The sequence below is a fragment of the Pseudomonas sp. TUM25319 genome (assembly GCF_056388475.1).
The window spans coordinates 1261856-1278690 of record NZ_CM150751.1; the positions used below are offsets into that span (position 1 = coordinate 1261856).

At 64.8% G+C, this 16835-nt stretch carries 17 protein-coding genes; 6 read left to right on the plus strand and 11 right to left on the minus strand.

Features of this window, described 5'->3' with window-relative positions:
* Nucleotides 1-8: 8 nt before the first annotated feature.
* The 3 genes from AC05QJ_RS05840 to AC05QJ_RS05850 form a co-directional block, all read right to left on the minus strand.
* On the minus strand, nucleotides 9-293 hold the full coding sequence (locus AC05QJ_RS05840; protein WP_476746022.1) for a DUF6555 family protein: 285 nt from the start codon (nucleotides 291-293) through the stop codon (nucleotides 9-11).
* 148 nt (nucleotides 294-441) lie between these two features.
* Nucleotides 442-915, minus strand: coding sequence for a hemerythrin domain-containing protein (locus AC05QJ_RS05845; RefSeq protein WP_476746023.1), 474 nt, complete (start codon nucleotides 913-915; stop codon nucleotides 442-444).
* 201 nt (nucleotides 916-1116) lie between these two features.
* Nucleotides 1117-1509, minus strand: a complete 393-nt coding sequence (locus tag AC05QJ_RS05850; protein ID WP_476746024.1) for an NUDIX hydrolase — start codon at nucleotides 1507-1509, stop codon at nucleotides 1117-1119.
* A 236-nt stretch (nucleotides 1510-1745) separates the two neighbouring features.
* Here AC05QJ_RS05850 and AC05QJ_RS05855 point away from each other — a divergent pair, with 236 nt between their 5' ends.
* Nucleotides 1746-2630: a LysR family transcriptional regulator gene (locus AC05QJ_RS05855; RefSeq protein WP_476746025.1), complete on the plus strand. Its 885-nt coding sequence runs from the start codon at nucleotides 1746-1748 to the stop codon at nucleotides 2628-2630.
* Nucleotides 2631-2718: 88 nt separating this feature from the next.
* On the plus strand, nucleotides 2719-3645 hold the full coding sequence (locus tag AC05QJ_RS05860) for an AEC family transporter (protein ID WP_476746026.1): 927 nt from the start codon (nucleotides 2719-2721) through the stop codon (nucleotides 3643-3645).
* 24 nt (nucleotides 3646-3669) lie between these two features.
* On the opposite strand, the gene AC05QJ_RS05865 is transcribed toward AC05QJ_RS05860, so the two are convergent.
* The 5 genes from AC05QJ_RS05865 to AC05QJ_RS05885 all read right to left on the minus strand — a co-directional run bounded on the left by AC05QJ_RS05865 (nucleotide 3670) and on the right by AC05QJ_RS05885 (nucleotide 10638).
* Nucleotides 3670-4746 (minus strand): hypothetical protein, encoded by a 1077-nt coding sequence (locus tag AC05QJ_RS05865; protein WP_476746027.1) that lies wholly within the window; start codon nucleotides 4744-4746, stop codon nucleotides 3670-3672.
* A gap of 3 nt (nucleotides 4747-4749) precedes the next feature.
* Nucleotides 4750-6411, minus strand: coding sequence for a hypothetical protein (locus tag AC05QJ_RS05870; protein WP_476746028.1), 1662 nt, complete (start codon nucleotides 6409-6411; stop codon nucleotides 4750-4752).
* 143 nt (nucleotides 6412-6554) lie between these two features.
* Complete coding sequence (locus tag AC05QJ_RS05875; RefSeq protein WP_476746029.1) at nucleotides 6555-9053, minus strand: TonB-dependent siderophore receptor; 2499 nt, start codon at nucleotides 9051-9053, stop codon at nucleotides 6555-6557.
* A 110-nt stretch (nucleotides 9054-9163) separates the two neighbouring features.
* Nucleotides 9164-10114: a FecR family protein gene (locus AC05QJ_RS05880; protein ID WP_476746030.1), complete on the minus strand. Its 951-nt coding sequence runs from the start codon at nucleotides 10112-10114 to the stop codon at nucleotides 9164-9166.
* Nucleotides 10111-10638: an RNA polymerase sigma factor gene (locus tag AC05QJ_RS05885; RefSeq protein ID WP_476746031.1), complete on the minus strand. Its 528-nt coding sequence runs from the start codon at nucleotides 10636-10638 to the stop codon at nucleotides 10111-10113. Before AC05QJ_RS05885 ends, AC05QJ_RS05880 begins: the two co-directional genes overlap by 4 nt.
* A gap of 155 nt (nucleotides 10639-10793) precedes the next feature.
* Between AC05QJ_RS05885 and AC05QJ_RS05890 the strand changes: the two genes are divergently transcribed.
* Both AC05QJ_RS05890 and AC05QJ_RS05895 read left to right on the plus strand, forming a co-directional pair.
* Nucleotides 10794-11438: an MBL fold metallo-hydrolase gene (locus AC05QJ_RS05890; protein WP_476746032.1), complete on the plus strand. Its 645-nt coding sequence runs from the start codon at nucleotides 10794-10796 to the stop codon at nucleotides 11436-11438.
* A 97-nt stretch (nucleotides 11439-11535) separates the two neighbouring features.
* On the plus strand, nucleotides 11536-12234 hold the full coding sequence (locus tag AC05QJ_RS05895) for a YiaD family glycine zipper/OmpA-like lipoprotein (protein WP_476746033.1): 699 nt from the start codon (nucleotides 11536-11538) through the stop codon (nucleotides 12232-12234).
* A 91-nt stretch (nucleotides 12235-12325) separates the two neighbouring features.
* On the opposite strand, the gene AC05QJ_RS05900 is transcribed toward AC05QJ_RS05895, so the two are convergent.
* From AC05QJ_RS05900 to AC05QJ_RS05910, 3 genes are read right to left on the minus strand one after another with little or no spacing between them, the layout of a single operon-like run.
* Nucleotides 12326-13204, minus strand: coding sequence for an acyltransferase (locus tag AC05QJ_RS05900; RefSeq protein WP_476746034.1), 879 nt, complete (start codon nucleotides 13202-13204; stop codon nucleotides 12326-12328).
* A gap of 3 nt (nucleotides 13205-13207) precedes the next feature.
* Nucleotides 13208-15304: a phosphate acetyltransferase gene (pta, locus tag AC05QJ_RS05905; RefSeq protein WP_476746035.1), complete on the minus strand. Its 2097-nt coding sequence runs from the start codon at nucleotides 15302-15304 to the stop codon at nucleotides 13208-13210.
* Nucleotides 15305-15336: 32 nt separating this feature from the next.
* A complete protein-coding gene (locus AC05QJ_RS05910; RefSeq protein WP_476747875.1) occupies nucleotides 15337-15633 on the minus strand; it encodes a DUF3565 domain-containing protein in 297 nt (98 codons plus the stop codon).
* On the opposite strand from AC05QJ_RS05910, the gene AC05QJ_RS05915 reads away from it, so the two are divergent.
* Both AC05QJ_RS05915 and AC05QJ_RS05920 read left to right on the plus strand, forming a co-directional pair.
* The gene (locus tag AC05QJ_RS05915; protein WP_476746036.1) at nucleotides 15632-16117 is read left to right on the plus strand and encodes an FKBP-type peptidyl-prolyl cis-trans isomerase; all 486 of its coding nucleotides are present in this window, start codon (nucleotides 15632-15634) and stop codon (nucleotides 16115-16117) included. The two genes, AC05QJ_RS05910 and AC05QJ_RS05915, sit on opposite strands and share 2 nt — an antisense overlap.
* Before the next feature lie 146 nt (nucleotides 16118-16263).
* Entirely contained in the window at nucleotides 16264-16746 is a 483-nt protein-coding gene (locus AC05QJ_RS05920) for a glutathione peroxidase (protein ID WP_476746037.1), read from the plus strand.
* Nucleotides 16747-16835 lie beyond the last annotated feature (89 nt).

Sequence of the window (16835 nt, forward strand, 5' to 3'; positions counted from 1 at the left end):
TTCCCGGGTCAATCCGACTCGGCGAATGTCTTGGGATCGACCGGTGTGGGCACGAACTCCGGGCCCTGCCCGGAAATGCGCCACCTGACATTGGCGATGCCGTAGCGCTCGGCCATGGGCCGGCTGACCTTCTTGATCTTGTGCTGACCGAAACGCGGGATGACGCCCACGCCGGCATCGCAACTCGCCCAGTGCCAGGCCTCGGCGTTGTCCATATGCTCGAGCCGGATGATGAAGCTGCGGTGCTGCCCCTGTAGCTCGTATTCGATGACGTACAACTGTTGTCCTGCCATGGGTATCCCTCCTTTGCGTGCACGGTATTGAGCAAGGGGCTCACAAAAAATTCAGTTGGATTCGAGGCTTTGAAGAACGCGCTTCGCGGGCGTGATCCGATCGGTGTAAAAAAGCCCGCCCGAAGGCGGGCAAGGAGACAACACCCCCTTACAACGTCGGTTGGGCGCGAAGACCTTTCTTGTACTCGGCTTTCATCGCTTCCATCTGCGCACCCAGTTCTTCGAGCCTGGCCTTGCCCAGCAACTTGCGGGCCTTTGGAAACATCTCTTTTTCCTCTTCCTCGATGTGATGCTCGAGCAGTTCCTTCACGACCTTGACCCGGCCGGAAAACTCCGGTGTGCCAGGGTCGGTGTCCTTCAGATCAGGCAAGACCAGGGAGTCGACGGTGCGGTGTTCTTCCTTGGCTTCGTAATACATGACGTCCTCTTCCTTGCCGCCTTCGGATTTGAACGCGGGGTAGAGGATCTTTTCTTCCAGCTCGGTGTGCAGGGTGATTTCCCGCTCCAGCCTGGCCAGCAGGTCGGCGCGTTTCTTGACGCCGCGTTCGGTGGATTCGCTCAGTTCGCTGAGCAGGCTCTTGACGCGCTCGTGGTCGTCTTTCAGCAGGTCGATGGCATTCATCGGTTTCTCCTCCAGGCCTGTAGAAATGCGCCGGCGATACCTGTCGCCAGCGTCCAATTCATCAGGGCTGTTGCGAAAGCCGTGCCGAGTGCGGTTGCCGCCTCGGGCTCAATGAATACGGGGTCATGGGCGTTGAGAGGAAAACCCGCGGGCTGCAATTTGCATGAATGACCTTCCAGTCACCGTGCAAAGTGCGCGGCGTCAGGCGCTGAGGGCGGGTAGCTGACGGCTCATCAAGGCTGCGGCAGTGGGCGTGAGCAGGGTGGCGGTGAGCTGGTCGCGGCGGACCCATTTGCAGGCGACGATTTCGTTGTCGGCCACGGCGTCGGCATAGTCGCCCAGGTGCGTGGTGAAAATGTGGTGGAGCACGCCATCCACTTCCAGTGTGCAAAGCGGCAGCAGGCCAAGGCTGCGGATGCGGGTTTCTTCCTTGAGCTCACGGGCGGCGGCGTCGACGGGGTGCTCGCCGGACTCGATGGCTCCGCCGGGGAAATTCCATTTGCCGCCTTTCTTGCGCACCAGCAGGACCTTGCCGCTGCGCAGGCAGATGATGGTGGCTCGAGCCTTGAGCTGGCGGCGCTGTTTGTCTGGCATCGGTTCGTCCCGTCTGGCAATGGTCCGCGGAGTGGGCAGTTCGCTCGCGTAGACATTGCAACCTGTCTTTCATTTCGAGACTTTTCCAAATGATAGCGAGTTCAAATTAATTGCGCGGTCTTGCGGGCGACGGGACGTGCCACGAAGCGACAGATGGCACTTTGCCGAAGGCCCGTACGAGACGCTTCGCAGCGGGGTTGCTACCCTGTTGGCGACTTTTCCTGCGGATGATTGCCATGTCCCTGCGCGCCCTGCGAACCCTGGTTGCCATCGCCCAGCACGGCTCGTTCGTGCGTGCGGCGGAGGCGGTGCACCTCACCCAGTCGGCAGTGAGCCTGCATATTCGCGGGCTGGAAGAGGAATTCAACGCGCCGCTGTTCGACCGTTCGCGGCGCCTGCCGGTGCTGACCGAGGCCGGGCACCTGGCGGTGGAGCGGGCGCGGGAGATCCTGGCGCTGTACGACAGCATCGCCGCCGAGCTGGGGGAAGACAGCGAATTGCGCGGCCGCTTGCGGGTGGGCGCGATCCACACGGCCCTGGCGGGCATTCTGCCGGCGGCGCTGGCCGTGCTGGGCGCCGAGCATCCGCATTTGCGGGTGAACGTCGCCTCAGGCATGTCGGCGGAACTGGCGACGCGGGTCGAGGCCGGCGAGCTCGACGCGGCGGTGACCACCGAGCCGGTCAAGCCTCATCCTTACGGGCTGGTGAGCACGCCGCTGTACGAGGAGGGTTTCTGGATCATTGCGCCGCAGCACCTGGCGGACGCCGAGCCGCGCCGGTTGTTGCAGGAGCAGCCCTTCATCCGCTTCGACCGCCGCGCCTGGGCCGGCCGCACCATCGAACGGGAACTGCGCCGCCTGCGGCTGCAGGTACGGACCACCATGGAGCTGGACAGCCAGGAAGCGATTATCCAGATGGTCGCCAGCGGGCTGGGGGTGTCCATCGTGCCCTCGTCGCGGCGCAATCTGCAGCGGCTCGGACAACTGGCGTTCGTGCCTTTTGGCGATCCGCAGCGCACCCGCCAGGTGGTGCTGATCGAACGCGAAGACCGGCCCCGTGGCCGGCTGGCGGCGGCGCTGGCTCAGGTGGTGCGCCGGCAGGCGGCGCTGAACGATGAGTAAAACTTGAGGAAGGCTCAATAATTCATCGTTTTTAATCAAGCGTCAGTGTCCTTATCGTGAGGCCATTCACGGTTTCGCGGACGGCTTCATGACCCTATCCCTGCTGCTTGCACTCTTGCCCATTGCCTTGCTGATCGCCCTGGGTGCCTGGCTGCGGCACAGCCAGTTCCTCGCCGACGCTTTCTGGCCCCAGGCCGAACGCCTGGGCTACTACGTGCTGCTGCCGGCACTGTTCGTTCATGGGCTGGGAACGGCACAGCTCGATGGCCTGCCGGTGCAAGGCATGATGCTCGCGCTGGTGTCGTCCACGGTGCTGGTGGCGCTGTTGATCGTCGGCTTGCGGCGCTGCTTCAGCGTCGATGATCCTGCCTTCACCTCAGTGTTCCAGGGCGGTGTGCGCTTCAACAACTACGTGGGCGTTTCGGCGGCGGCGGGGCTGTTCGGCAGCCAGGGTGTCGCGCTGGCGGCGGTGGCCAATGCGGCGATCGTGCCGACGGTGAACATCCTCTGCGTGCTGGTGTTTGCCCGCTACGGCTCGACGGGGCGGATGAGCTGGAAAACCGTTGCCAGGCAGATGGCGCTGAACCCGCTGTTGCTGGCCTGCGCGGTCGGCAGCTTGCTGCACGGCACCGGGCTGGGCGTGCCGATGGCGGTCGAGCCGCTGCTCAAGGCGCTGGGGCAGGCGTCGCTGCCGCTGGGCTTGCTGTGCGTGGGCGCGGCCCTCGATCTGCAGGCGGTGCGCAGTTGGTTGCGGCCGGTGGGGATGTCGTCGGTCGCCAAATTCATGGTCATGCCGCTGATCACCCTGGCGGCGTGTCACCTGTTCGGCCTCAAGGGCGAGGCGGCGGTGGCGGTGCTGTTGTTCCAGGCGCTGCCGACGGCGTCCTCGTCCTACATCATGGCCCGGCAACTGGGCGGTGATGCGCCGTTGATGGCGGGGATCATCGCCGGGCAGACGCTGCTCGCCGCCGTGGCCTTGCCACTGGCGGTGAGCGTGTTGCTGCCGTGGATCTGACGCCAGGCCGGTCGCCCTGAAGGATCAGGGCGCTGCTACCGTGGCCGGCGGGTGTGGCGTGTTCAGCGCCGGCCACCACGGCAAGCTCGCCGCCACCGCAGCGGCCAGGCCTACGGCACACAGGCCGGCGAGCAGTTGGCGTTGGGTGCGGCGCAGGCGGGTTTCGCTGAGTTGCTGGTCGTGGCGCAGGGCGTCCAGTTCGGCTTGCCGGCGGGTCGCCTCGTGCTGGCGTTCGGCGCGTTCAGTGCGCAACGCTTGCTCCTGTTCGGCCAGTACCTCGCGCAGCTCGCTCATCTGCCGGTCGACGTCGGTGACTTTTTCCTGCTGCTGTTGCACATGGCTGGCCAGGTCGGCCCGCAGCCGCTCGTCGCGTTTCACCGCTTCGTCGCGCTGGGCGTCGACGCTGGCCTGTACCTGCTGGCGGACATCCTGCCGGAGCTGCTCGACCCGTGTGTCGACGTCCGCGCGCACCGCTGCCAGTTGTTCGCCGGATGCCCTGGCGTGCTGCTCGAACAGGTCACGGGCCTGGTGTGCCTGGTCGTCCAGCACGGCCTGGACCTGCTGCATGCGGCGGTCGAACTCGGCCAGCAGGTTGTCCTTGGTCTGCAGGACTTCTTCGGCGATCTTGATCAGCATCGCGCCGTGCTCTTCGGTGAGCCCCTGGACCTTGAGCAGGTTGTCGACGTAGGTGCGCAGGCTTGCCGCCTGGTGCTTGATGACGGCCTGGTGCTGTTCGAGGCGAGCGTTCTGGCGGGCCAGTTGCTCGGCCTTGTCCTTGAGCTGGGTTTGCTGCTCGCTCAGTTGCCCCTGTTGTTCGGTGATCTGCTGCGCCTGCAGCGAGCTGATCACCATCAGTTGCGCCAGGGTCTTGGAGAACTCGGCCTGCACTTCCTGAGCGTCGAGCTGTGCGTTCTTCAGTTCGCCGCGATTGAACAGGCGGCCGAGGACGCTGCGCCGTTCGTGTTCGTCGCGCACGCGCTTGAACTCGTCCAGACGCTTGAAGGTGGCGTGGAATTTCTCATACACCTCGCCGATGTCGATCTGGGCGAGCAAGTCCTCGCTGGGTACGGTGCTGGCGAGTTGGGCGATAACCTTGGACATCTCTTACGTTTCCTTCCTGTACTGCTGGAGCAAGGCACCGAGCCGCTCGTTGAACTGTTGTTTCGTGTCGATGGCGCTGGACAGGGCGGCCAGGGTAGCCGCCTGCTCGCTGACGGTGGCCTGGGCGTGCGACACGGTCGCTTCGGCCGCGCGATTGGCCTGGTCGAGCCGGCCGGCGATCTGGCGGTTGGTCTCGTAGATCTCGCGGTATCGGGCCGAAACGCGAAACTGCAGGCGCACGTGGTCGATCATGCGCTGGCCCAGTTCGGCACTGGCGTGCAGGTTGTCGATCTGGGCGTTGATGAAGTCGGTGCCTTTGTCGAGCATCCAGTCGATCAGTGAGTCGATGCCGTACATCAACAGGGCATTGGCCAGGCCGGTCATCAGGCCGGTGAGCACCGGCGCGATCATCCCGGCGAGGGGCGCGAGCACCGGAATGCCGAGGATGAAGGCGTTGATCGACTGCTCCCAGAGCATCCCCGCCCCCACGGTGAACAGGCCGGCGAGGCTTTTGCTCACGGCGCGCATGAGGTCGGCACCGGACATCCCTTCAGGCGGCCAGAGCAGCAGCTTCAGGGCCTTGAACAGTTCGTTCATGCCCTGGCGGATGATGCTCACCACCTTGGCCGAGGTGGTGATGAGGTTGTTGATGAAGAAGGTCAGCAGGTTGCTGACCAGGCCTTGCAGGCCGCCCTCGAAGAAGGCATCGAAGGCCGCGCGGAACTTGTTCTGGACGCGCTTGAGCACCCTCTCTACAGCGGCCAGGGCGCGGTCGAGCAGGGGGCGGGTGTCGTCTTTGTGGGTGATGACCTTGTGCACCTCGACGAAGCTGCCGTTGACCACCTCGAACAACAGCACGCCCATGGCCCGGTTCAGGCCGGTCTTGCCGAACTCCTTGGCACCGGTGATACCCAGTTCCTTGCCGTGGTAGATCACCCGCTCGCGGGTGCCGGGCAGGTGTTCGTCGATGGCGGCGCGGGCGGTGTCGATGATCGGTTGGGTGAGGGTTTCGTCGTAGCCGTTTTCTGCCGACAGGGCGGTTTCGGCGGCGGTGTCGCTTTTCGCCCGGTTGTTTTTCAGCGTGGTGTAGTTGAGGTTTTTCTTTTCCGAGGCCAGCTTGTCGCGCTGTTCCCTGGTCAGCATCCAGCCGCCTTCCTGGTGCGCCTGCTTGAGCGGAATGGTGTGGTCCAGCTCGGCATTCATCATCACCTTGCCTTTGTCGGTGGTCCGCTTGGTCGGCGCGGTCTGGCCGGTGTAGGCGTCGGTGAAGGTCTGCGAGTTCATCTGCCCGCTCTTGTACGCCTCCTTGAGCTTTTCCTCCTTGGCCTTCTGGTAGTTGTACTCGCCGCCCTCGCGGTTGTAGCGCTCGGACTGCTTGGCGTAGATGTCCTGGCTGGCGTTGTGCTGGGTGGTGACGTTGCCGCCGTCGATGTCCGAGAACATGGCCGGCGACAGCCCGAACGGGCCGACCACCTGCTGCAGGGCTTCCTCGCGGCAGCGGCTCAGAAGGTCCTGTAGGCGTTGTTTCTTCAGGGCCTCACGGGCGTTGCGGGGGCTGTCGACGGTCGTGAGCTGGCGCTGGTCTTCGTCGGCGACGGCGTTGAGCAGGGCATCGAGATTGGCGGTGAAAAGCGCGTCGGCTTCCATCGTCGGGCGGGCTGTCATGAGACGGTCCTTGTCGGGGCAGAAACCTGTGGGGCAGGTCAGGAAATGACAAAGATGCTATTAGGCCATTATTGATGGGGGCGGAACAATGCCCGGCGGTGCCCCGGTGCCCGCCGCAAGGGCGGACGCCGGGCATGTGACGATCAGAAACTCCCGCGCAGGGTCAGCATGTAGTTGCGCGGCGTGCCGTACCAGTTGCCATACGCGCTGCTGGCCACGGTCTGGTAGTACTCCTTGTCGAACAGGTTGTTGCCGTTGAGGGCGGCGGTCCAGTGGTCGTCGATGCGGTATTCCACCAGGGCGTTCCACACCGCGTAACCTGCCTGGGTGTACTGGAAGTCGTTGGTGCTCGGGCTCAGCGAGCCGTCTTCCATCCGGTACTGGACGCTGCCGGTCACGTAGTTGCGGCTCTGGATGGTGGCGCCGCCGCCAACTTTCCAGTCGTTGAACTGGCCGGGCAACTGGTAGGTGGTGAAGAACTTGAACAGGTGCTTCGGCGTCTGGGTGCTGATCGGCGTGCCGGCGGACGCATCGTCACCGGTCTTGCGCTGTTCGTTGAGGTTGAAGGTGTAGCCGGCGCTGACCTGCCAGCCCGGGGTCAGTTCGCCGGTGATTTCCAGGTCCACGCCCTTGCTGATGTTCTCGCCACCGGCGACGTAGCAGCAGGCGTTGGAGGTGGTGGCCTGGGAGAACACGTAGATCGCGTTGTTTTCCTGCTTGGTGTAGTACAGCGCCGCCGACAGGTTCAGGCGGCCGTCCAGCAGTTCGCCCTTGGTGCCGAACTCGTAGGTGTCGCCGGTGATGGCGTCGAGCGGGGCGAAGTCGGCGCCGAGGGTTTCGATCTGCGGTTTGTAGATCTGCGCGTAGCTGGTATAGACCGACCACTGCGGCGTGAGGGTGTAGATCAGGCCGCCGTACGGGGTGACGATGCCGCTGTCCTTGCCACCGTCCTTGCTGTCGGTGCCGAACGACGGAACGATGGCGTGAAGGGTGCTGCTGTAGTCGGAGTAACGCGCGCCGAGAACCGCCTTGAGCGGATCGGCCAGTTCCAGGCGCGTGGTGACGTAGGCGCCGTGCTTGCGCACGTTCCAGTCCGGGTACTTGTAGTACAGCGCAGGTTCGCCCGGCTTGGGCAGTGCGCCGACATCGCTGGTGAAGAGGTCCACCGGCACGCGGGAGCCCCACTCGCTGCGGTCAGCGTAGCTGCGCTGGATATCGGAGTAGTCCACGCCCATCACCAGTTCGTGGCGGCGGCCGAAGGCGTCGAAGGTGCCTTGCAGGTTGGCGTCGAACAGGTCCTGGTTGTTGTCGAAGTTGCGGATCACCCGTTGGTAGGTGGCGCCGGCATGCGTGTCGGGGTTTACCGGGTTGGCGACTTCACCCATGTCCTGTTCCGAGTCGAAACGGCTGCGGGTGAAGCTGGAGTTGATCTTCCAGTCGTCGTTGAAACGGTGATCGACCTTGGCGAATACCTCGGTGCGCTTGTAGTTGTTGCTCGACCAGTCGGCGCTCAGCTTTTCATCCCGCGACAGGCCCAGTGGCGCGCCGGTGCTGTAGCGCGGCAGACCGTTTTCCCAGTAGCCGTCCTGGTCGCGCCATTCGTAGATGCCGCCGACGCTGACGGTGGTGTCCGGGCTCAGGTCGGCTTCGAGGGTGCCGAACAGCACGTGTTTTTCGCTGTCGGCGCCGCCGTAGAAGTAGCGCTTGTCTTCCACCGAGGCGGCCATGCGCCCGCGCAGCGCGCCGTCGAAACCGAGGGGGCCGGTGACGTCGACTTCGGTGCGGTAGTTGTCCCAACTGCCGGCAGAGGTGTTGAACTTCAGTTGCGTCTCGGCCAGGGCGCGCTTGCGCACCAGGTTGATGGCGCCGCCGGGCTCGCCGGTGCCGCCGAACAGGCCATCGGAGCCGCGCAGCACTTCGATGTGGTCGTAGGCGGTGGTGTCGGCCAGGGTGTCGTAGGTCTGCTCGCGCATCGCCGGGGCGCCGCCATCGACCTGGATGTTGGTCAGGTTGAAGCCGCGGGAGAAGATCTTGGTGTTGGCGTCGTTGCCGCCGACGATGGTGATGCCGGGCGTCTGGTCGAGTACCTGGGCCAGGTTGGTCATGGCCTGGTCTTCCATGCGCTGGCGGGTGATGACGGTCACCGACTGCGGCGTGTCCTTGAGGCTGTGGGGCATCTTGCCGCCGACGGCCACGGCGCCGGTGGTGTAGGAACCGCTGTTCTCGGTGTAGCTGCCCAGTTCGCCGGCGCCGACGATGCTGGTGGCCGAGAGTTGCACGCTGCCGTCCGCAGGCAGGCGGTTGAGCAGGATCGCTTTCGGCCCGCTGAAGTCAAAACCCAGGCCCGTGCCGGCCAGCAGGTGGGCGATCGCCTCGGCCGGGGTCATGTCGCCGCGCACGCCGGGGGAGCGCACGTCCCGCGCCAGGTCGGCGGTGTAGCCGACTTCCCAGCCGGTCTGCCGGCTGAACTGGTTGAGGGCGCTGGCCAATGGTTGCGCGGCAATATCGAAGCGCTGCTGGGCGCCTTGCTGGCTGGCCTCGACAGGCGCTTGCGGCGCTGCCAGCACCTGACCGCTGCCCAGGCAGACAGCCAGCGCCAGGGCACTGTAGGCGAAGACGGTTTTGACAGTGAGATCGTGCATGGAACCCTCATGAACAGGAATGATTTGCAACCGCGAACCGCCTTGACGGGTTGAGGGGAGGAAACCCGTAAAACTTTTTGCGATTGTCTGGCCATCACCCTGCAATGGGGTCAGTGGACGATCAGGACGCCTCCCGGCAGACGGGTGAGTTGCGCGCCGCCGAGGCGGGCGAGGGCCGTGACCACGGCTTCGGGGTCGTCCAGCTTGTAGTTGCCGCTGACCCGCAGTTTTCCGGCATCGCCGAACAGCAGGATCGGCGCCACGCGCTGGCGGCCCAGCTCGGCGAGCACCTCGGCCAATGGGCGGTCCTGGAAGATCAGCCGGCCTTCGGTCCAGCCGTGCTGTTCGGCGCTGCCTTCAGGGTGGCGCTCGCCCAGGCGCCCCGCGCGCAGGTGCTGCCAGGCACCGGCCTCCAGCAGGCTGGATTCGCCGGCGGGAGCGCTCAGACGCACCTTGCCTTCATCCACGGCCACGGCGGTGTTGTCTTCGCGCAGGCTGACGCTGAAGCGGGTGCCGACCACCTCGATCCGGGCTTCGCCAGCCTCGATGCGCAGCGGCCGCTGGCTGTCGTGGGCCGCCTCGATGTAGAGGTCGCCGCGCAGCAGGCGCAGGGCGCGATGGTCGGTGTCGATATCGGCGGCCAGGGCGCTGTGGCTGCCGAGCAGGATGCGGGAGCCGTCGGCCAGGGTGATGCGTTGTTGTTCGCCGCTGGCGGTGAGGTAGTCGGCCTGCAGGCGCACGGGGACGTCGCCGAGCCAGGAACCGATGGCGAGCATCAGGGCGGCGGCGGTGGCGAAGTGCGCCCAGCGGTTTCTGCGCCGCACCGCAGAGCGTTGCGCGGTGACGGGCGGTAGCTCGGCCTCGAGGTCGCGCAGGGCGTTCTCGAAGGCGCTGGCGTGCCACAGGTTTTCGACCCGGGCGTAGGCGTCGGCGTGTTCCGGGCGGGCCGTGAGCCAGTCCTGGAAGTGCTGTTGCTGTTCGGCTGACAGGGGCGCGTCGAGGCCGCGGGTGAACCAGACCAGGGCCTGTTCTTCACAGGCGGCAAGCTCGTGTTCAGTCATCGCGACCCCCACTCGGTGCCTTTGAGGCAAGCGGCCAGGGCAATGCGCAAGTCCTTTTCTACAGTGCTGAGCGAGATGTCCAGCCGCTCGGCGATGGCGCTCTGAGACAGGCCATGCAGGCGGTGGAGCAGGAGTATACGCTGCTGGCGCTCGGGCAGACGCCGCAGCACCTCCTGCAACTGGCGCAACTGCTGCTGGCCCTGGGCGTGGGACTCCGGGCCGGGTTGCGGCGTGGGCACGGCGGCCAGTTGCTGGTCGTCTTCGGGCGTGTACTCGAAACGCCGCTTGCTGCGCTGGCTGCGCAAGTGATCGAAGGCCAGGTGCTGGGCGGTCTGGTAGAGGAACGGGCGCAGGTGCTCGATATGCCGGCCCGGCAGTGCCTGGGCCACGCGCAGGTAGGCTTCCTGGGCGAGGTCTTCGGCAAGATTGGCGCAGCCGACCACCTTGGCGAGCATGCGCACCAGCACCGGTCGTTGATCGACGAATAAGGCATCCAGCTCTTGCTTGCCGACTCCCGGCTCCATTGCGCGTTCTCCCGATCCGAGCGGGGCGCATGTTAGCAGCGGATAAGAATTTGTCGCAATTGCGATTTTAGTGCGTTGAGTTGAATCAGGACGCGGCGCTGGGGGGTCGCCGAGCGAGTGGCTAGAATGGCCCATTCGCCTGAAAGGACGCTGTCATGAATCCCGCCCCTATCTCCCTTATCCGTGAAACCTTCCCCGTCGGCCCGTTGCAGTGCAACTGCACGATCATCGGCGACCCTGTGACGAAAAAGGCCATCGTGGTCGATCCGGGCGGCAACCCCGATCTGATCCTGCAGAAGCTCGACGCCCATGGCCTGAAGGTGGTGAGCATCATCCACACCCACGCGCACCTCGATCACTTCCTTGCCTCCGGGCAGTTGAAGGAAAAGACCGGCGCCACCCTGCACCTGCACAAGGACGATCAGTTCCTCTGGGACAACCTGGAGATGCAGTGCCGCATGTTCGGCGTGCCCTACGTGCCGGTGCCCTCGCCGGACCGCTGGCTGGCCGACGACGAGGAGCTGGCCTGTGGCTGCGGCGTGGCCTTGCACACGCCAGGGCACACGCCGGGTTCGATGAGTTTCTGGTTCGCCGACGCCAAGCTGCTGATCGCCGGCGATACCCTGTTCCGCCGTGGCGTGGGCCGTACCGATTTGTGGGGCGGCGATCAGGCGACTATCGTTCGTTCGATCAAACAGCGGTTGTACCGCCTCGATGAAGAGGCGACGGTGGTGGCGGGGCATGGGCCCGACACCCGTCTGGGCGAGGAAATGCGCGAGAACCCGTTCGTGCGGGCCTGAAGCCGCAGGGAATTTTTCCTCTCCGCCGCACTCCAAGGCTGGTGGCGAACTGAATGCAGTTCGCCACCTACACGAACCACTGCTGCAGGAGCTTTCCATGTTCACCATGCGTCGTTTGATTACCGTCGCTACCGTCGCCGCCTTGATGACCGGTTGTGCCGGCCAGAACCCCTATGACAACCAGGGCGGTCAGGCGCAGGACTCCTCAGGGATGAGCAAGACTGCCAAGTACGGCGGCCTGGGCGCACTGGCTGGCGCAATCGCCGGTGCTGCCATTGACCATAACAACCGCGGCAAGGGCGCGCTGATTGGTGCTGCCGCCGTGGGTGCTGCAGCGGCGGGCTATGGCTACTACGCCGACAAGCAGGAAGCCGCGCTGCGTGCGAGCATGGCCAACACGGGCGTCGAAGTGCAGCGTGAAGGCGACCAGATCAAGCTGATCATGCCGGGCAATATCACCTTCGCCACCGACTCGGCGAACATCGCACCGAGCTTCTATTCGCCGCTGAACAACCTGGCGAACTCGTTCAAGCAGTTCAACCAGAACACCATCGAAGTGGTCGGCTTCACCGACAGCACTGGCAGCCGCCAGCACAACATGGACCTGTCCCAGCGTCGTGCCCAGGCCGTCAGCACCTACCTGACCTCCCAGGGTGTCGATGCGTCGCGGGTGAGCGTGCGCGGCATGGGCCCGGACCAACCGATCGCGAGCAACGCCGATGCCAATGGCCGGGCGCAGAACCGTCGGGTCGAGGTGAACCTGAAGCCGATTCCGGGGCAGAACTATCAGCAATAAGCCTTGATGGCCTCATCGCTGGCAAGCCAGCTCCCACAGTGTCCTGAGGGCACTGAAGAACTTGTGGGAGCCGGCTTGCCGGCGAAGTGGTTCAGGACGACTTCAACTTCTCCAGCTGTTCATCCTTCACTTCCCACAACCGGTTGATCCATTGCTGGAACGCCAGCCGGTATTCCTCATCCTGGTCGTAGCTGCGCCCCAGGAACGCCTCCGGGATCGCCAGTTCCTCGAACTGCACCACGATCCGCCGCACCCGACCGCATAACAGGTCCCAGAATCCCGGTGCACCATCGGGGTAGTGGATGGTCACGTTGATGATCGATTCCAGTTGCTCACCCATGGCGTCCAGCACGAATGCGATACCGCCCGCCTTGGGCTTGAGCAGGTGACGGAAGGGCGACTGCTGCTGGCGATGCTTGGCGTCGGTGAAGCGCGTGCCTTCGGCGAAGTTGAAGATGGCCGTCGGTTTGCCACGGAACTTCGCGCAGGTCTTGCGGGTGGTTTCCAGGTCCTTGCCGCGCTTTTCCGGGTGCTTGTCCAGGTACGCCTTGCTGTAGCGCTTCATGAACGGGAAGCCCAGGGCCCACCAGGCCAGACCGATCACCGGGACCCAGATCAGCGCCTGCTTGAGGAAGAACTTCAGCGGCCGGATCCGTCGGTTGAGCACGTACTGCAGCACCAGGATATCGACCCAGCTCTGGTGGTTGCTGGTGATCAGGTAGCTGTGCTGGTAGTCCAGCCCCGCCAGGCCGTCGACCTGCCAGCGGGTGCGGGCGAGCAGGTCGATCCAGGCGTTGTTGTTGCTGATCCAGGCTTCATGGATATGCCGCATCAGTTCGTCGGTCACCCGCTGCGCCGCCGCGAACGGCAGGCACAGCTTGAACAGGCTGACGATGAACAACGGCGTGCAGCAGACAATGGTGTTGAGCCCCAGCAGCAAGGCGGCGAGGGCTCCGCGCAGAATGGCCATCGGTCAGTAGTCCATCGCTCGGTGGGCCTGGATCGCGGTCAGGGCGATGGTGTAGACGATATCGTCCACCTGCGCGCCTCGTGGCAGGTCGTTCACCGGCTTGCGCAGGCCCTGCAGCATCGGCCCTAGGCTGACGCAGTCGGCGCTGCGCTGGACCGCCTTGTGGGTGGTGTTGCCGGTGTTCAGGTCGGGGAACACGAACACCGTCGCACGCCCGGCGACCGGGCTGTTGGGGGCCAGTTGCCGGGCGATGTCGAGGTTGGCGGCGGTGTCGTATTGCAGCGGCCCGTCGATCTGCAGGGCGCGCTGGGTTTCCTGGGCGAGCAGGGTTGCCTCGCGGACTTTCTCCACTTCCTCGCCGCTGGCCGAATCACCGCTGGAATAGCTGATCATCGCCACCCGCGGTGCGATGCCGAACGCTTCGGCGGAGTCGGCGCTCTGCAGGGCGATTTCCGCCAGTTCCGCTGCGCTCGGGTGCGGGTTCATCACGCAGTCGCCGTACACCAGCACCTGCTCGGGGAAGAGCATGAAGAACACCGACGACACCAGGCTGCAGCCCGGCGCGGTCTTGATCAGTTGCAGGGCCGGGCGGATGGTGTTGGCGGTGGAATGCACCAGCCCCGAGACCAGGCCGTCCACTTCGTCCAGCGCCAGCATCATGGTGCCGATCACGACCGGGTCTTCCAGTTGTTGTTCGGCCATCGGCGCGTTCAGGCTCTTGCTCTTGCGCAGGCTGACCATGGGTTCGACGTAGCGGTCGCGGATCAGGTCCGGGTCGAGGATCTCCAGGCCTTCGGGCAAGCTGATGCCCTGGGCGCGGGCCACGGCCTGGACGTCGTCAGGCTTGGCCAGCAGCACGCAGCGGGCGATACCGCGAGCCTGGCAGATGGCGGCGGCCTGCACGGTCATCGGCTCGGCGCCTTCGGGCAGGACGATGCGCTTGTTGGCCTGCTGCGCACGCTGGATCAACTGGTAGCGGAACACCGCCGGCGACAGGCGCATCTCCCGTGGTGTGCCGCAGCGCTGGTTGAGCCAGTCGGCGTCGAGGTGGCTGGCAACGAAGTCGGTGATGATTTCCGCACGCTCGCGGTCATCCACCGGGATTTCCTTGTTCAGGCCGTTCAACTGGTTGGCGGTATCGTAGGAGCCGGTGCTCACCGACAGGATCGGCAAACCGGCGAGCAGCGCGCCCTGGCACAGTTCGAGGATGCGCGGGTCGGGTTTGCTGTCGCTGGTCAGCAACAGGCCGGCCAGCGGCACGCCGTTGATGGCGGCGAGGCTGACCGCAAGGATGATGTCGTCTCGGTCGCCCGGGGTGACCACCAGGGTGCCGGGCTTGAGCAGCGGCACGGTGTTGGCCACGGTGCGGGCGCAGAGGATGATCTTGTTCATGCGCCGGGTTTCGTAGTCGCCGGCATTGAGCACCTGGGCACCGAGCAGGTCGGCGACGTCACGGGTGCGCGGATCGTTGAGCCCGGCCTGGAACGGAATGCAGCCGAGCAGGCGGAAGTCGCCGCCGCGCAGCAGCGGCGAGTGCTCGCGCAGGCGGGCGGCAAAATCGGCCATGTTCTCGTCGCCGCGCACCTTGTTGAGGATCACCCCGAGCACCTTCGGATCGCGCGGGCCGCCGAACAGTTGCGCCTGCAATTCGACGCGGCCGGAGAGTTCGGCGAGCACGTCGTTTTCCGGGGCCGAGACCAGGATCACCTCGGCGTCCAGGCTCTTGGCCAGGTGCTGGTTGACCCGCGCGGCATAACTGGCGTGACGGGTCGGGACCATGCCCTCGACCACCAGCACGTCCTTGTCGACGCAGGCCTGCTGGTAGAGGGTGATGATTTCTTCGAGCAGCTCATCCAGCTGGCCTTCGCCAAGCATGCGCTCGACATGGGCCAGGCTCAGGGGTTTGGGCGGCTTCAGACCGTGGGTGCGTGAAACCAGCTCGGTGGAACGTTCCGGTCCGGTATCGCCGGGATGCGGCTGGGCGATCGGCTTGAAGAAACCGACCTTCAGGCCGGCCCGCTCGAGGGTGCGGACCAGGCCCAGGCTAATGGAGGTCAGGCCGACGCCGAAGTCGGTCGGCGCGATGAAAAAAGTCTGCATGCGAGCTTCTCGAAATGAGCTGTGCAAAAGAGTCAATTGGCAAGGGTATCGCTATCGGCCCCTTGCGCGCACCAGCCGCAGGCAAAAGGCTGGCCGATGCGGCGCTGGCGCTGGGCGGCGTCGAGCACCCAGGGGCGTGATTGCCAGGGCGGCAGATGGCGCAGGTGCTGGGTGTGACCACAGGACAGCTCAACCACCCAGTGGCCCTCGTCGTCCTGGTGAAAACCCGTTATACGGCTGACCCGTTTGTCCGGGTTGCGTTCGCTTTCGGGCGATGCGTTGGTTACACTTGCCCGTTCAACATACTTATGCAAAAGGTCTCGCCCCATGCTGATCGCCGCCAACAAGGCTGTCTCCATCGACTATACCCTGACCAACGACGCTGGTGAGGTCATCGACAGCTCCGCCGGCGGCGCCCCGCTGGTGTACCTGCACGGTGCCGGCAACATCATCCCGGGCCTGGAAAAAGCCCTGGAAGGCAAAGGCGCCGGCGAAGAGCTGGACGTCACCATCGAGCCGGAAGACGCCTACGGCGAATACCTGGCCGAGCTGGTCAGCACCCTGAACCGCAGCATGTTCGAAGGCGTCGACCAACTGGAAGTCGGCATGCAGTTCCACGCCTCGGCGCCGGATGGCCAGATGCAGATCGTCACCATTCGCGACCTGGACGGCGACGACGTCACCGTCGACGGCAACCACCCGCTGGCGGGCCAGCGCCTGAACTTCAAGGTCAAGGTCGTCAACATCCGTGACGCCAGCGAAGAAGAAATTGCCCATGGCCACGTCCATGGCGAAGGTGGTCATCACCACTGATTTTCTGCGCTAAGCTCAGAAAGTCGCGAAGGCGCCTTGGCCCTTCCGTCGTGTCGCCCGCAAGGGGGCATGCGGCAGGCCAGGCGCCTTTTTAGTGGGCCGCGTTCGAGTGGTGGCCGGTGGGGATCTGGAGAGGGGAGTTCGTCATGAGTGCATTTCACGACCTGAAGTTACAGGCATTGGACGGCCAGGAACTGCCGCTGGCGCCGTTCAAGGGCCAGGTGGTGCTGGTGGTCAACGTCGCCTCCAAGTGTGGTCTGACACCGCAGTATGCGGCGCTGGAAAACCTCTATCAGCAATACAAGGGCAAGGGCTTCAGTGTCCTGGGCCTGCCGTGCAACCAGTTTGCCGGGCAGGAACCGGGCACCGAGGCGCAGATTGCCGAGTTCTGCAGCCTCAACTACGGCGTGAGCTTCCCGCTGGGGGGCAAGCTGGAGGTCAACGGGCCGCACCGCCATGCGCTGTACCGCCTGCTGGCGGGTGAGGGCGCCGAGTTTCCCGGTGATATCACCTGGAATTTCGAGAAGTTCCTGGTAGGCAAGGATGGCCGCGTGCTGGCGCGTTTCTCGCCCCGTACGGCACCGGATGATCCGGCGGTAGTGCAGGCGATCGAGAAAGCATTGGCCTGAGTCCTCTGCTGTTCTTCAGGGCTTCATCGCTGGCTTGTTAGCGATGAAGCCCTGAAGAGCACGTCAGGACCATGCTTCTCAATCACTCA